We start from the raw sequence: 14,576 nt of genomic DNA on the forward strand, positions 1-14,576 counted from the left end.
CTTTATTACACTAACAGATTACCCAACTATTGAAAGCGCTTTAAATACTGTTTGAGGAGGAGAAAGGTCAAGTTTGTCATTTTTTTTTTGAAATAAAAAGTCTGAATAATCAAAAATATGAAGGAGGAGATTTCCGTGAACGAGCAAAAATATAAAATGGACGACGCACCCTTAAATAAGTTTCATTTAAAGATTACCGCATTAACCTTTGGTTCCAATTTCTCTGATGGGTATGCTCTCGGAATTATTGGGATGGCCCTCAGCCTCTTAGGCCCGCAAATGCATTTAAATCCAATGTGGAATGGATTAATTGGCAGTTCAGCATTAATCGGATTGTTCTTTGGCAGTCTTTTGCTTGGCGGACTTTCGGATAAAATTGGCAGACAGAAAATCTTCCTATCAAACTTTGTTATTATCACGATTGCATCTGCTTTGCAATTCTTTGTAAATGATCCAGTAACACTTTTCATACTAAGGATTTTAATTGGTTTTGCCCTTGGAGGGGATTATGCAGTTGGTTCTACATTATTGGCTGAATTTGCTCCAAGAAAATATAGAGGAATGCTCTTGTCATCCTTAAATGTTTTATGGACAGTCGGGTATGTTCTATCAAATGCGGTTGGTTATTACTTAGAAAAAGCCGGGCCTGATTCATGGCGTTGGATGCTTGTCAGTGCAGTAGTTCCTGCAGCAATTGTTTTAATTTTGCGGATCGGAACTCCGGAATCTCCAAGATGGCTTGTAAAGATGGGCCGCACTGAAGAAGCAAGGGAAATTGTTAAAAAATATATTGGTCCAAACGCTGTAATGGAGGAAAATATTTCGGAAAAAACTTCTTCCAATTATCGTTTTGCAGATTTATTTAATAAACAGCTATGGAAACGCACCGCCTTTGGAGGATTGTTTTATGTGTGTCAAGTAGTTCCCTATTTTGCAATTTATACTTTTCTTCCGACCATTCTAGATAAAATGGGCTTTAAAGAAACCTTTGGCGTTGATATGCTGTTAAATGTATTCCTTCTTGTCGGAGCGATTGCAGGTCTATGGTGTACAGAAAAACTTTCACGCCGTGGCTTCACGATTTATACCTTTATTATTCTAACTGTATCTTTATTTGTTTTAAGCCTTCTGCCATCAGGGTCGCACGGTTTTGCTATTATGGTTTTTGCCATCTTTACCTTTGTTATGTCGGCTGCTTCGAATCTTACTCTTGTCTATCCGGCAGAACTTTTCCCTACCGAGATTCGCGGTACAGGTGTTGGGGTCGTAACAGCAATTAGTCGTGTAGGGTCTGCCATTGGAACCTTCCTTTTACCTATTAGCGTAAATTCATTTGGAATGACCACCTCAATGATTTCAATGGCTGTCATCTTATTAATAGGAACGGTAGTTTCAATTGCATGGGCACCAGAAACAAAGTCACTCGGATTGGTTGAAGCAAGTGATCCAAATCTTGATAGTGTTGTGAGCTTAAATGAAGATGTAAAGAGTGTTGGAAGCGGACGTTAATGCTCTTCGAATTTGAAGGGAGAATGTAGATATGATTACTACAAAAGTTAGTACACATCCAAAAGATATAAAAACCGTTACACTGGGTAATGATGATCTTTCCATTAATGAGATTATTGCTGTATCCAGGTATGGTGCCGAGGTTTTATTTTCGCCGGAATATTGCAATCGTATGAATCAATCACGGGCTGTCATTGAAAAATTTTTGAATGAAGAACGGGTTATTTATGGTGTGACGACGGGATTTGGAAGTAACGTAACAAAAAATATTTCATCCGAAGATGCTGCGGCTCTTCAAAAAAATATTATTCGTTCTCATGCCGTGTCGATTGGTGAACCTTTGGAAAAGGAAGTGGTACGGGCCATCCAATTTATGATCTTGATTAATGTTGGACAGGGATTTTCCGGAGTAAGACTGGAGACTTTAGAACTTCTAAGGTCTCTGGTCAATAATCAGATTGTCCCATTTGCCCCTGGCGACGGCTCAGTTGGTTATTTATCTCCCGAAGCCCATATGGCTTTAGTATTAATCGGTGAAGGAAAAGCATGGTACAAAGGGGAGTTGTTGTCTGGAAGTCAAGCGCTTGAAAAGGCAGGTTTACAGCCCGTTTCCTTGGGATGTAAGGAAGGACTGGCGCTCATAAGTGGAACAACTTCGGTTTCAGCTTTTGCAGCTTTGGCTCTATATAATAGTATTCAAGCGGCTAAAACAGCAGATATTGTGGGTGCGATGACGTTAGAAGCACTAAAGGGGACTAAAAAGGCCTTTGATCCTCGAACGCATTCTGCCAAGAGGCATAAAGAACAATCCAGTACGGCAAGAAATATTGTGAAAATGCTTGAAGGCAGTGAGATTGCTGAAAAATATCAAGATTACCGATTACAAGATGCTCTTAGTTTAAGGTGCATCCCTCAGGTACATGGGGCAGTAAAAAGGGTTTTAAAAGATGCTGAATTTACGATTCAAAATGAGATGAACTCATCAAGTGATAATCCAATGATCTTGACGGAAGAGGATGGGGATGCACTTATGGGAGGAAACTTTGATGGGACCTTCGTTGGTCTGTATGCCGATTCAATGGCTATCGCGATGGCTAATCTCGCCAAGATCTCGGAACGAAGATTAGACCGTCTTGTTAATTATCATGTAAGTGAACTTCCCAATTTCCTTGTAGCAAAACCGGGATTAAATAGCGGGTATATGATTCCCCAATATACTGCAGCAGGATTGCTCAATGAAATAAGGGTGCTGGCCCATCCGGCAACGGTTGATAATACACCTACATGTGCCAATCAAGAGGACGTTGTCAGTTTTGCTTATTATGCAGCAAAAAAGGTCTATCAAATATCCAAAAAAATTGATTGTATTTTAGCTCTTGAGCTGATGGCAGCTGTGCAAGCCTTGGATTTCCATCGGCCATTAAAACCCTCACCCGTCAGTCAAAAGGTTTATGAACTAATCAGAAGGGGCGTCCCAACTGTCGAGGAGGATCGCTATTTCTATCCGGATATTCAATTTATTACCAATCTGATTAGTGAAGGAGAAATCCTAAACACTGTCGAATTAAAAATGGGAACAGTAGAGTGGTAAGCATGTTTTAAATAATGGAAGCTCGTTTTACTCATGTTTTTTAGAGTAGAATAGCTTCCTTTTATATTTGGGGGCAGTTAGATTATGGTTGATGAACTGATTCAAATATCTTTTTCTCAGCTTTTATTGTCTGGAACTTTTGTACACGTGGCACCTTTTGAGATTTTACAAGAAAAGTATGGTGTGTATATTCAGCCCAATGTTGTCGTTTTAGTTTCGATGGATCGCTATCCTGATTTAGTTGAGGGGAAACCAATTGAGTGGAAAATAAACAGCGGGAGAAACCTGGTAGAAAAATTAGACACTATTTTACCTATTCCTTTTTTAAGAGTCTGGACAGAAGAAGGGGTACTGGCTCTCCTGCTGGATTTTAATGAGATACATAGTAAAGATAGAAAGAAAGAAGTCCTTTTGCTTGCCGAAGAGATTCAAAAGGCTTCAGATCAAATAGGCATTAATGTTTCGATTGGAATTGGCAGTTTTTACGATGATCCTGCGCTGCTCATTCATTCGTTTGAAGAAGCAAAAAAATCAATGTCCGGAAGGTTTTTTCAAGGGAACAAATTGATCTTTCATACAGATATGAGAAAAAGTATGGTTGAATCATTAAAAATACCTCTCACAAAAGAAAAATCCGAATTATTTTCGATTGTTAGAATCGGGCATACGGATGGGGCGGTAGAACATATTAAACATATCATGGAAAGTGTTGCACAGACTTATAACTATAATGAGGATGTATTTAAATCCGAAGTGGTCGATTTACTGATGATGATGTCCAGAATTGTTTTAGATGCCGGGGTAAGCCCTGTCTCCATATTGACGAATACTGCAAATGTTATTCAAGATCTTTATCATACAATTCGCTATGACAAGTTTGTCATAAAAGTTTGTAAATATGCAGAATGGTTAACTGAACAGGTAGAACATACCTATACACGTGAAGTTTCACCCATTATTCATCAAGCAATCAACTATATGAAGGAGAACCATCAAAACGGTATTACATTGGAGGAAATAGCCAGCTATTGTCACTTAAGCAGATTTCATTTTAGCCACCTTTTTAAAAAGGAAGTTGGTTTGAGTGTCATGGATTTTTTTAATAAACTAAGAATGGATAAAGCATTATTTTATTTAGAAAAAACGGATATTTCTATTCAGGAAATTGCAAATCAGGCAGGTTTTATCGATACTAATTATTTTAGCCGGCTTTTTAAGAAGTATCAGCAATACAGTCCGACAGAATACCGACGAATTAAGAGGGAAAGTGAACAGCGTATTTAATCTATTGAAATTAAATCTAAGCCGTGGTAATATGTAGTAGCGAACAATTGACTAAAAAACCAAAATGGTCAAAGGGGATTAAGCGATGGCTCCCGATCGAAGAAAAATGATTGTTGAAGCGGCAACGAAGTCGTTTTCAATGTTCGGATATAAAGCGACAACGATGGACCAGGTGGCAAAACTCGCCAATGTTGGGAAAGGAACAATCTATACCTTTTTTAAAAATAAAGAAGAATTATTTGAGGAGATTGTCTCATCGTTGGTTAAAGAGATGATTTCTGAGGCAGAAAGTGTGATTCAGCCTGGCCAGGCTTTTATTGAAAATGTCCATCGCGCCCTCTACCGTCTCTTAGAGTTTCGCTCTCAACACCAGCTGATGATTAAATTAATTCAAGAAGAAAAAGAGATGGGGACACTTGCTGTTTCGGAAATGCTTCAGCATGTTGAAGAAGAGATTATTGCCTTTTTAAAAAACAAAATGGATATTGCTATTGCCAAGGGTTCCATTCCTGCTGCGAATACAGAGATTACAAGCTTTTTGCTGTTAAAAATGTATATAGCACTCGTGTCGGACTGGGAAAAACATCACGAACCATTGAGTTCAGAAGAAATTGCCGAATGGATGAAGGTATTTCTTTTAAGAGGATTATCAAATAGATAATTCTTCTTTTTAAAAATAAAAATGACTAAATGGGGAAAATAGTCATTATGAACAAGGAGGAAAGCATGAAAGCATTAACATCATTGAAAAGCGAATTTTTAAAAATCCTTCATAATCGAAAACTTCTCATTGCCATCATCGGGGTCATGACCATTCCAGTTCTTTATAGTGGAACATTCTTATGGGCCTTTTGGAATCCATATGGTCATGTCGACCGATTGCCTGTGGCCGTTGTCAATCAAGACCAAGGCGCGGTCTATGATGGTAAGAGCCTTGAAATTGGCAATGATTTAGTCAAGAAATTAAAAGAGAAAAAAAGCTTCAATTGGAAATTTGTTAGTGAAAAGCAAGCGGATAGTGGTTTGAAAAAACAGGATTATTATATAAAAATTGAGATTCCAAGTGATTTTTCCAAAAATGCAACAACCCTTCAATCGAATGATCCGAAAAAATTAAATTTAATTTATACTCCAAATGAAGGCTATAATTATCTGTCATCGAAAATTGGAGATTCTGCCATTGAGAAGATTAAAGAGGAAGTGGCAAGTGCTGTAACGGAAACATATGCGGCCTCCATGTTTGATAACATAAAAGCTGTGGCAAAAGGATTAAAGAATGCGAGCAATGGCGCCGGTGATCTTTATAATGGGATTGGTCAAGCGAAGGATGGTGCCGGAGAATTACAAAATGGCATCGGAACAGCGGAAAACGGTGCCGCCCAGTTGAGCAAAGGGGCAAAGTCAGTAGGCTCCGGGGCAAGGCAATTGGAAAATAACCTTAAAATGTTGGCAGGGAAGTCCGTGACTTTTTCCCAAGGGATTCAAACTGCGTCAAATGGCTCAAAGAATCTGCAAAGCGGTCTACAGCAGTTTGACACAGGACTCTCTCAAATGAAGGATGCCAATGCGCAGTTGTTGGATGGAGCTGTGAAGGCCGAGGCTGGAGCAAAGCAATTGACGGATGGGATAAGTACGGCAGCTGCGAAGCTTCCAGAGCTTGAAAATGGCTCCAAGAACCTTGCCGATGGTTCTTCACAGTTATCGGTTTCTATCGAAGCATGGAAACAGGGCTCAGTGGACGCAAAAACTGGCTCAGTCCAAGTAAGTCAAGGATTGCAGCAAACCGTCGCATTGGTTGAACAAATGATGGAAGAAACCAATGACGCTACAGAAAAAGCCAAGCTGGCCGGATTAGAAGCCAGCCTGGAACAATTAACTACTGGCAGTGACAAGGTGACAGCGGGTATTGGGACTTTAGCGGATCATGCCGTTCTTTTAAAAGGAGCCTCTGATCAATTAGCTGCCGGTGCTGATAAACTGAATCAAGGGCAAAATCAATTTGCCGACGGAATCGATCAGCTGTCTACCGGGGCGAAACAACTGGCAACCGGACAAAGTCAGCTTAAGGAAGGCATAGCCACATTTGGTGGAAAACTAAATGAAGCAGAGAAGGGCTTTAACCAAATTAGCGGTGGCAGCACGAATTTAACAACAGGATTAAATAAGCTTGCCAATGGATCGGTTGCGCTTCAAAATGGTACTGAAAAACTTGCAGAGGGCTCCCAGCAATTAGCCGCTGGCACAGGTAAGTTTGCGGCTGGCTCCAAGAGCTTAGATAGCGGAATATCCCGCCTTGCCGATGGTTCATCAGAGCTGTCGAACGGTATGGCGAAACTGAAGGATGGCTCCAGGCAGTTAAGCAGTCAATTACAGATTGGGGCAAAGGACGCAAGTGATGTAAAAGCAAATAAGAGTGTCTACAATATGTTTGCCAAGCCGGTAAATTTGAAAGAGAGCCGGATGAATCAAGTGCCGGACTACGGGACAGGGTTTACCCCGTACTTTTTATCACTTAGCTTATTTGTTGGTGCACTAATGCTTTCGATTATTTTCCCGATGCTCGAACCTGCTGGTGAGCCGAAAAGCGGCTTTAGCTGGTTTGCCGGAAAATTGGGCATTCTGCTCGCTGTCGGAATTGGTCAAGCGCTATTAGCGGACTTTGTCCTGCTGCAGGGCTTGGGATTAGCAGTAAAAAGTGTTCCGTACTTTATCATGTTAAGCATTTTTACAAGCTGGACATTCTTAGCCATCATCCAATTCTTAGTAACAGTTCTTGATAATCCCGGCCGGTTCCTGGGCGTGATTATTTTGATTCTGCAGCTGACAAGCAGCGCCGGGACCTATCCAATTGAATTAGTGCCAAAGATTCTCCAGAACTTAAATCATTTCCTGCCTATGACCTATACGATCGCAGGATTTAGAGCGGTTATTTCAACGGGTGATTTTGGCTTTATGTGGGACAATATTGCGCGAATTGCCATTTTCTTCTTTGCTTTTATGGCAGCCACATTGACCTTCTTTATCGTTAAATTCAAGCGCCGCAATGTAAATAATATGAAAGAGGCTGTTCCGTGTTAGGAACAGCCTCTTATTTTTTAGTAGAAATATTTATCTGGATTCGTATTCCCTTTGCTGTTTACAGAGTATTCCTCCATCAGACTGAAGGAGATTCCGATGATTAATGCAAAGATGGAGGCAATCACAATCCCAATACCTGTAGAAAGAACATAACTCATCATGTAACCGCCTACAAGAAAACTGCAAATAATAAACAAAAATCCTGTGCCGATTCCATAGATAGCTGCTTTCTCAAATGCCAACAGTGTTTTGACGTGTGGTTTGGACATTATCATCACTCCTCCTTACTGAATATTCTAACAATTTGTCACAAAATTGTCAAACTTATTGTCACAAAATTGTCAAACTTTTTTCAAAATTATAATTGACCAATAAGTTTACAATTGTTCCAACGTAAAAACTCGAGACCGATTCGGTCCCGAGTTTTCATTTCTGGTTATTTTTAAGGTTTTCCTGTGCCATTTTGACGAGTTCCCGGACCATGCTGCCGCCGAGTCTTCCGCCGACTTTCCCTGCCTGCTCTGAAGTCAGCTGACCATTATAGCCTTTTTTCAGCGGAACGCCGGTCTCTTCCGCGGCCTCAAACTTCGCATCCTCTGGATTCTGAACCTGTGCCACTTTTGCTTTTAACGCATCTAATCCCTTTCTTGCTTCAGGAACAAGGATTTTATTTCGTCGTGCCAAAGCAATCCCTCCTTACCAATAGATTTTCCATTATGAAAAAATAAACACAAACAGTGGATAAATCCTTTTTTATCCAGTATAATATTTGTTAATCAATTCTGAAAAATCAATGAAAAAGAGAGTAGTTATTTGTAAAGGCAAGCGAGTCAGGGGAGGTGAGAGCCTGATCCGGAGCAAATAATGAAGCGCACTTTGGAGATGCCTGCCTGAAAACAGTAGGGTATGCCGGAGAATTCTCCGTTATAAAGCATTAAGCTGGTTCTTTTGAACAATTAGAGTGGTACCGCGGGATAACTCTCGTCTCTTTTTAAAGAGGCGGGAGTTTTTTGTTTTATCAAGAAAAAGGAGGTCATGAGGATGAATTTTAAGAATCAGTTTACCGCTCTGCTTTTTGAAGCGCTTGAGGGTGAATTACAGGAAAGTGAACTGGAGCTCTTAATTGAAAAACCTAAAAATCATTTACACGGCGACTTGGCTTTTCCATGCTTTACGTTAGCCAAGAAAAAAAGAAAATCGCCGAATCTGATCGCACAGGAATTAAGCGAAAAGCTGCACTCGCCTATTATAGAAAAGGTGGAAGTTGCGGGGGCTTATGTCAATCTGTTTTTAAACAAAAAGCTAGTTTCTGAAAAGTTGATTTCTGACATTATCGCCAAAGAAAATTATTATGGCAACCTAAACCTTGGAAACCAGGGACAGGTACCGATTGATATGTCCTCGCCGAATATTGCCAAGCCCTTTTCTATGGGGCATTTGCGGTCAACGGTTATCGGCAATGCCTTGTCACTGATCCTGGAAAAATGCGGATACCATCCGGTTAAGATTAATCATCTGGGGGACTGGGGAACGCAATTTGGAAAACTGATTACTGCCTACAAGCTGTGGGGAGATTCAGAAAAGGTAAAACAAAATCCGATTAAGGAATTGCTGGCCCTTTATATAAAGTTTCATGATGAAGCAGAACAGGACCCATCTCTGGAAGAACAGGGACGCAGCTGGTTTAAAAAGCTCGAGGATGGTAATGAGGAAGCCTTGGCATTATGGAAATGGTTCCGTGATGAATCGCTGAAGGAATTTTCGAAAATTTATCAGCTTATGAATGTTGAGTTTGACTCCTATGCAGGGGAAGCTTTCTATAATGACAAAATGGAGCGAGTGACTCAAATTCTCGAAGAAAAGCAATTATTAATCGAATCCGATCAGGCACAGGTTGTAGATTTAACCGAGGAACAGCTGCCGCCGTGCCTAATAAAGAAATCGGATGGAGCAACGCTTTATGCCACCCGTGATCTCGCAGCTGCCATCTACCGCCAGGAAGCCTATCATTTTGATCTTTCATTATATGTCGTGGGCCATGAACAAAGCCTTCATTTTAAACAATTAAAAGCCGTATTAGGGAAAATGGGATACGAATGGTCTGAGAAAATGGTTCATGTCCCTTTTGGCATGATGCTTAAAGATGGCAAAAAGATGTCAACGAGAAAGGGCAAGGTTGTTTTATTGGAGGAAGTTTTAGATGAATCCATTTCGCTGGCACGGCATAATATCGAAGAAAAAAACCCCAATCTCTCTAACAAAGAGGAAGTAGCTAAACAGGTAGGAGTCGGAGCGGTCATTTTTCACGACTTAAAAAACTTTAGAATGAATGATATTGAATTTTCACTTGAAGAAATGCTGCGCTTTGAAGGTGAAACGGGTCCATATGTTCAGTACACTTTTGCGAGGGCCTGTTCGATTTTACGAAAAGGAAAATGGCATTCCATATCTCATCCTGTGCTGGGTGATCATCCTTGGGAAAAAGAATGGAAGGTAATCAGCTATTTAATGGAATTCCCACTTGCCATCAAACGTGCCCTTGATCAATTGGATCCATCACAGGTAGCTAAATATGTAGTGGACCTTGCACAGGCCTTTAATAAATACTATGGTGACGTCAAAATTCTCGAAGGCGGTCCGGAGCAGCATGCTCGTTTGGCACTTGTTTATTCTGTGACCGTGGTTCTAAAGGAAGGCCTGCGTTTGTTAGGGATTGAGGCACCGGAAGAAATGTAGAATGTTTTATAATTCGAGGATGACCCTTTATGATTGGAGGCATCCTCGTTTTCCATTCTATTGAATTTCAGACGGCTTATATCATGATACCTCTCTACATAAAATAATACTTTTCGACAAAAATAAAGATAACAAGTAAAGGTTTTTCCACAGACCTAAAGTTCTTTTGTGTACTTTGTCGAAAAGAAAACACTTCATATTACCTAACCTGTTGTGTTAAAATCAATCGGGTAATTCTACTTCAAGTCTGGTGGGTGAGTCACTTGCTCTCTTCTGTTAAGAGATTATTAATTGGCCGGCCGTTAAAATCTACGGCATTGGGCGAACAAAAATTAAATATTTTTAAGGCATTAGCCATTCTTTCTTCTGACGCCCTATCATCAGTGGCATATGGGACTGAACAAATTCTGATTGTGTTAGCTACCATAAGCGTGATCGCCTTTTGGTATTCAATACCGATCGCCATTGGGGTTTTATTTCTATTAGCAGCATTAATTCTATCTTATCGACAAATTATATTTTCCTATCCTCATGGCGGTGGCGCCTATGTGGTTTCAAAGGAAAACTTAGGTGAAAATGCAGGCTTAATTGCCGGCGGGTCGTTATTGGTTGATTATATATTAACAGTAGCTGTAAGTGTTTCAGCTGGAACGGATGCGATCACTTCAGCTTTTCCAGCCTTACACCCGCATACCGTATCAATTGCCTGTGTTTTAGTTGTTTGTATCACGATATTAAATCTCAGGGGTTTAACGGAATCGGCATCTATTTTAGCTTATCCAGTCTATTTATTCGTTATAGCTATTATCGTTTTAATCGCTATTGGTCTTTTTAGAATTTTTACAGGAAACGTAGCTCCCACTGTCCACCATGCAGCTATTGGAGCACCGGTTCAGGGAATTACTTTATTCCTTCTGCTTCGCGCTTTTGCTTCAGGATGTTCGGCGCTGACAGGGGTTGAAGCAATTTCAAATGCGATACCAAATTTTAAAGATCCAGGACCGAATAATGCAGCAAAAACCCTTATCTTAATGGGCTCACTGCTGGCGATATTATTTTCAGGGATTACTTTCCTGGCTTATTATTATGGAATCGCCCCTAAAGCAGATGAAACGGTTGTTTCGCAAATCGCTAAAGAAACCTTTGGCCGGAATTATCTTTACTTTTTTGTACAAGGTACAACAGCCTTGATTTTGGTGCTGGCCGCCAATACAGGATATTCCGCCTTTCCGCAATTGGCCTTTAACCTGGCAAAAGACAAGTATATGCCAAGAATGTTTACGATTCGCGGTGACCGTCTGGGTTATTCAAACGGAATTGTCTCCCTTGGAGTAGCTTCCATTTTATTGATTATTGCCTTTCATGGACGAACAGAGCACTTAATCCCGCTTTATGCTGTAGGTGTATTTATTCCATTTACATTGTCGCAAACAGGAATGATTGTTAAATGGGTTCGTGAAAAGCCCCCAGGCTGGATTGCCAAGCTTACCGCCAACTTTATAGGTGCATTAATTACGTTAGTCGTCTTACTGATCTTCTTTATTACCAAGCTTGGGCAGGTATGGTTCGTCTTTATTTTTTTACCGTTGATTGTCATTCTTTTTCATCGAATTAATACACATTATGAGGCGGTTGGGGAGCAATTACGGATTCGTAAAGATGCGCCGGCTGTCCCGATTGAGGGAAATGTTATCATTGTCCCTGTTGCGGGTATTACGAGGGTAGTAGAGAACTCGATCAACTATGCCAAGTCACTTACCGACCAAATTTTTGCCGTATATGTTTCATTTGACCGTGAGGATGAAAAGCGCTTTGAGGAAAAATGGCAGTGCTGGCAGCCGGATGTCCGCCTTGTTACTCTGCAATCTCATTATCGCAGTGTTTTACATCCCTTAAGTAAATTTATTGATACGATTGAGCATAAGGCTGCTGAAAACAATTACCGCGTTACCGTGCTGATTCCCCAATTTATCACCAAGAAAAGCTGGCATAATATTTTGCATAACCAATCAAGTCTACTGATTCGTGCCTATCTTTTATTTAAAAAGAATGTTATTGTGGCCACTTTGCCGTATCATTTTAAGAAATAATTTGGTTAGAAGGCTTGGGAATAATTTTCCCGGGCTTTTTGTTTTAGGAAGGGAGTATTAAAATGGATTTTTTGCTTTCGAATAAGTGGCTTATATTAGCGAGTCTTGAAGTGCTGGCCTGGTCTTCTACATTCTTCCTGCTGTATGCACGATATGGTCTGCAGTCCAAGCTTTGGTTTCGGGTGGCCACTGTTTTGTTTGCGTTAACTGGGGTCATTCCTCAAGTATTGATGGGGATCCTTAATTTTATTGCGACGAAGAAAATCGATCAGTTTACATTAATCATTGTATTGCTGATTATCTATGGATTTACGATCGGAAAAGGTCATGTGAAAAGGCTTGATGCCTGGGCGCAAAGGAAGTTTTCGAAGGAGAAAATAACTTAACGAAGAAAACCACCATCAATCGGTGGTTTTCTTCGTTTTTTTGATTAAAAAGTAAATAGCACTTAATACAAGAGCCGCGATGATCAGTGGAAGCGTATATTGATGGGCGTATTCTTTTACATTTGACCAATTTTTCCCGAGCACTTGTCCCAAGTAAAGGAATAAAATACACCATGGAATCGTAGCTGCCACTGTGTAAAGCGTAAATTTACTGATGGACATTTTGGCGATACCAGCTGGAATAGAGATAGCTTGCCTTACAACAGGAATGAAGCGGGCGAAGAATACAACTCCAGCACCATATTTTTCAAACCAATGTTCAGAAAGGTCAATATGGCTCTGTTTAAGAAAGATATATTTGCCGTATTTTCCTAAAAACGGACGGCCGCCATAATAGCCTGCCCAATAGAGAAACAATTGAGCAATCGTCCCGCCAATTGTCCCTGCAATAAGCGCCCCGATAAAATTGACATGACCTTGCGAAATCATATAACCGCCATAGCCTAAAACAATTTCACTTGGAATAACCTCAACCATTAAACCTAAGGCAATACCGAGATATCCTAAATGGGATAAAAACGTTAATATCGAATAAATGATGTCCGTCATAGTTCACCTACACATGAGTTTTTTTAGCTTTTATTAGTCTAGCTCCAGCGCCTAGCCCCTCGAGTCGCTCTGGTCCTGCCAATGAAGTCAAAGAACGACTTCACCGTCAGGCCCTCCAGCGCTTTTCGGGGCTTACCAAGGCGCTTCCGCTTTCTAAGTTTATTACAATTTGTAAAATAATGAAATAAATATCCCATTTATAAAGATTAAGTTTTTATTAATTACAAAGAAACACAAGTTTTTTAAAATTGATGTTTTTTCTTATAATAATTTGCAATCCTGCTAATTAAAGCTTTAAAATTGTAAAAGAATTGAAATGAGCTATTTGACCTATTCTCTGTTAAAATGAATAAGGATTAAGGAGATATAGCAGTTTCAAGCCGAAGCTGTATTTACAATAAGTGGTATTTTTGATAACTGATCGGAGGAGTTTGGCTTTGAAAAAGCACCATCAAGACATACGCGATCTTATTTATGTTCATTTAAATCAAACAGATCAGTATGTAATGTCCTACGGCATCGAATTCGATGAGTTTGCTGCTGCTTTTTCAGGTTCATTAAATCAATTGCTTTTACTAAAGCACCGCTTTGATGATACTGATTTTAATATGCATACAGGCCTTGAATATTGTCCGGAAGATCGAGTACCAAGATTAGCAGCGGAAGATGTTTATGGGTACGGAGATTTTTGCTGGATTGATTTTATTGAGGAAGAGGTATTGAATGAGCTCTCAGGCCAGGAAATCGCAGAATTATTGTATTTGGGCCATCTGAAGCAGCATTTGAAAATTCCTTTTTATAATAAATTGGGAAATCGCTTTGTATACCTGGCTCATGATGATGGCTGGTTTAATAAAACCTATTACCGGAGTTTTAAAGATTTTTTCCATTTACTTAGTGTGGCCATAGCGGGCAAATTAGGAACTTTAAAACTTGAAAAATCAATCTTGGGGATACGGAAGAAGCGCTCCTATCCGCCCATTAATAAAGAAATCCTTCTTTCCTTAACACCCTTTATTAAAGAAGGGATTTGTATTTCATTAAAAGACGCGGATCATCAACGCGGCAGAATCGAACTTCCGATTTGGGTGATCGGGGATTATGCCAATATGGACGATATGTATGAAGAATATGAACAACTTGCCCATAAGGACTGTCATGCGAAGCTCATTTTTGATAAAAAAACAAAAGAATGGAAAATGAACGTTATTTAAAATCTCTCCTGTTGAATGGAGAGATTTTCCTGTGTTATCGTGTTTTGAAGCAAGCTGTCTATATCATAAAATAAAAGTG

12 protein-coding genes and 1 other annotated feature are annotated in these 14,576 nt (G+C 40.0%); of the genes, 9 read left to right on the forward strand and 3 right to left on the reverse strand.

Going from position 1 to position 14,576, the window contains the following annotated elements:
- Positions 1 to 135: 135 nt before the first annotated feature.
- The 5 genes from ACZ5XR_RS28160 to ACZ5XR_RS28180 all read left to right on the forward strand — a co-directional run bounded on the left by ACZ5XR_RS28160 (position 136) and on the right by ACZ5XR_RS28180 (position 7,462).
- Positions 136 to 1,509, forward strand: a complete 1,374-nt coding sequence (locus ACZ5XR_RS28160) for an MFS transporter (RefSeq protein WP_464499683.1) — start codon at positions 136 to 138, stop codon at positions 1,507 to 1,509.
- A gap of 31 nt (positions 1,510 to 1,540) precedes the next feature.
- Entirely contained in the window at positions 1,541 to 3,100 is a 1,560-nt protein-coding gene (gene hutH, locus ACZ5XR_RS28165; RefSeq protein WP_464499684.1) for a histidine ammonia-lyase, read from the forward strand.
- Positions 3,101 to 3,184: 84 nt separating this feature from the next.
- Positions 3,185 to 4,384, forward strand: a complete 1,200-nt coding sequence (locus ACZ5XR_RS28170; protein ID WP_464499685.1) for an AraC family transcriptional regulator — start codon at positions 3,185 to 3,187, stop codon at positions 4,382 to 4,384.
- An 85-nt stretch (positions 4,385 to 4,469) separates the two neighbouring features.
- Positions 4,470 to 5,045, forward strand: coding sequence for a TetR/AcrR family transcriptional regulator (locus ACZ5XR_RS28175; RefSeq protein ID WP_464499686.1), 576 nt, complete (start codon positions 4,470 to 4,472; stop codon positions 5,043 to 5,045).
- 65 nt (positions 5,046 to 5,110) lie between these two features.
- Positions 5,111 to 7,462 carry a YhgE/Pip family protein gene (locus ACZ5XR_RS28180; RefSeq protein ID WP_464499687.1) on the forward strand — a complete coding sequence of 784 codons (2,352 nt, stop codon included), beginning with the start codon at positions 5,111 to 5,113 and terminating at the stop codon, positions 7,460 to 7,462.
- 17 nt (positions 7,463 to 7,479) lie between these two features.
- On the opposite strand, the gene ACZ5XR_RS28185 is transcribed toward ACZ5XR_RS28180, so the two are convergent.
- A complete protein-coding gene (locus tag ACZ5XR_RS28185; protein WP_464499688.1) occupies positions 7,480 to 7,731 on the reverse strand; it encodes a hypothetical protein in 252 nt (83 codons plus the stop codon).
- Between the two features lie 157 nt (positions 7,732 to 7,888).
- Positions 7,889 to 8,146, reverse strand: coding sequence for a small, acid-soluble spore protein, alpha/beta type (locus ACZ5XR_RS28190; protein WP_464499689.1), 258 nt, complete (start codon positions 8,144 to 8,146; stop codon positions 7,889 to 7,891).
- 100 nt (positions 8,147 to 8,246) lie between these two features.
- Positions 8,247 to 8,454, forward strand: a binding site (T-box leader).
- A gap of 49 nt (positions 8,455 to 8,503) precedes the next feature.
- Here ACZ5XR_RS28190 and argS point away from each other — a divergent pair.
- The 3 genes from argS to ACZ5XR_RS28205 all read left to right on the forward strand — a co-directional run bounded on the left by argS (position 8,504) and on the right by ACZ5XR_RS28205 (position 12,674).
- The gene (argS, locus tag ACZ5XR_RS28195; RefSeq protein WP_464499690.1) at positions 8,504 to 10,198 is read left to right on the forward strand and encodes an arginine--tRNA ligase; all 1,695 of its coding nucleotides are present in this window, start codon (positions 8,504 to 8,506) and stop codon (positions 10,196 to 10,198) included.
- Positions 10,199 to 10,461: 263 nt separating this feature from the next.
- Positions 10,462 to 12,288 carry an APC family permease gene (locus ACZ5XR_RS28200; RefSeq protein WP_464499691.1) on the forward strand — a complete coding sequence of 609 codons (1,827 nt, stop codon included), beginning with the start codon at positions 10,462 to 10,464 and terminating at the stop codon, positions 12,286 to 12,288.
- A gap of 62 nt (positions 12,289 to 12,350) precedes the next feature.
- The gene (locus tag ACZ5XR_RS28205) at positions 12,351 to 12,674 is read left to right on the forward strand and encodes a hypothetical protein (protein WP_464499692.1); all 324 of its coding nucleotides are present in this window, start codon (positions 12,351 to 12,353) and stop codon (positions 12,672 to 12,674) included.
- Between the two features lie 15 nt (positions 12,675 to 12,689).
- Here ACZ5XR_RS28205 and uptA read toward each other — a convergent pair whose 3' ends face one another.
- Positions 12,690 to 13,283 carry an undecaprenyl phosphate transporter UptA gene (gene uptA, locus ACZ5XR_RS28210; RefSeq protein ID WP_464499693.1) on the reverse strand — a complete coding sequence of 198 codons (594 nt, stop codon included), beginning with the start codon at positions 13,281 to 13,283 and terminating at the stop codon, positions 12,690 to 12,692.
- 437 nt (positions 13,284 to 13,720) lie between these two features.
- Between uptA and ACZ5XR_RS28215 the strand changes: the two genes are divergently transcribed.
- Complete coding sequence (locus tag ACZ5XR_RS28215; RefSeq protein ID WP_464499694.1) at positions 13,721 to 14,497, forward strand: hypothetical protein; 777 nt, start codon at positions 13,721 to 13,723, stop codon at positions 14,495 to 14,497.
- Positions 14,498 to 14,576 lie beyond the last annotated feature (79 nt).

It is taken from the genome of Neobacillus sp. Fa239, from assembly GCF_055395235.1.

Bases quoted from the DNA above. Each gene is read 5' to 3' on its own strand.
- argS (WP_464499690.1), top strand. From the start codon at position 8,504: ATGAATTTTAAGAATCAGTTTACCGCTCTGCTTTTTGAAGCGCTTGAG.
- hutH (WP_464499684.1), top strand. From the start codon at position 1,541: ATGATTACTACAAAAGTTAGTACACATCCAAAAGATATAAAAACCGTT.
- uptA (WP_464499693.1), bottom strand. From the start codon at position 13,283: ATGACGGACATCATTTATTCGATATTAACGTTTTTATCCCATTTAGGA.
- ACZ5XR_RS28185 (WP_464499688.1), bottom strand. From the start codon at position 7,731: ATGTCCAAACCACACGTCAAAACACTGTTGGCATTTGAGAAAGCAGCT.
- ACZ5XR_RS28170 (WP_464499685.1), top strand. From the start codon at position 3,185: ATGGTTGATGAACTGATTCAAATATCTTTTTCTCAGCTTTTATTGTCT.
- ACZ5XR_RS28205 (WP_464499692.1), top strand. From the start codon at position 12,351: ATGGATTTTTTGCTTTCGAATAAGTGGCTTATATTAGCGAGTCTTGAA.
- ACZ5XR_RS28175 (WP_464499686.1), top strand. From the start codon at position 4,470: ATGGCTCCCGATCGAAGAAAAATGATTGTTGAAGCGGCAACGAAGTCG.
- ACZ5XR_RS28180 (WP_464499687.1), top strand. From the start codon at position 5,111: ATGAAAGCATTAACATCATTGAAAAGCGAATTTTTAAAAATCCTTCAT.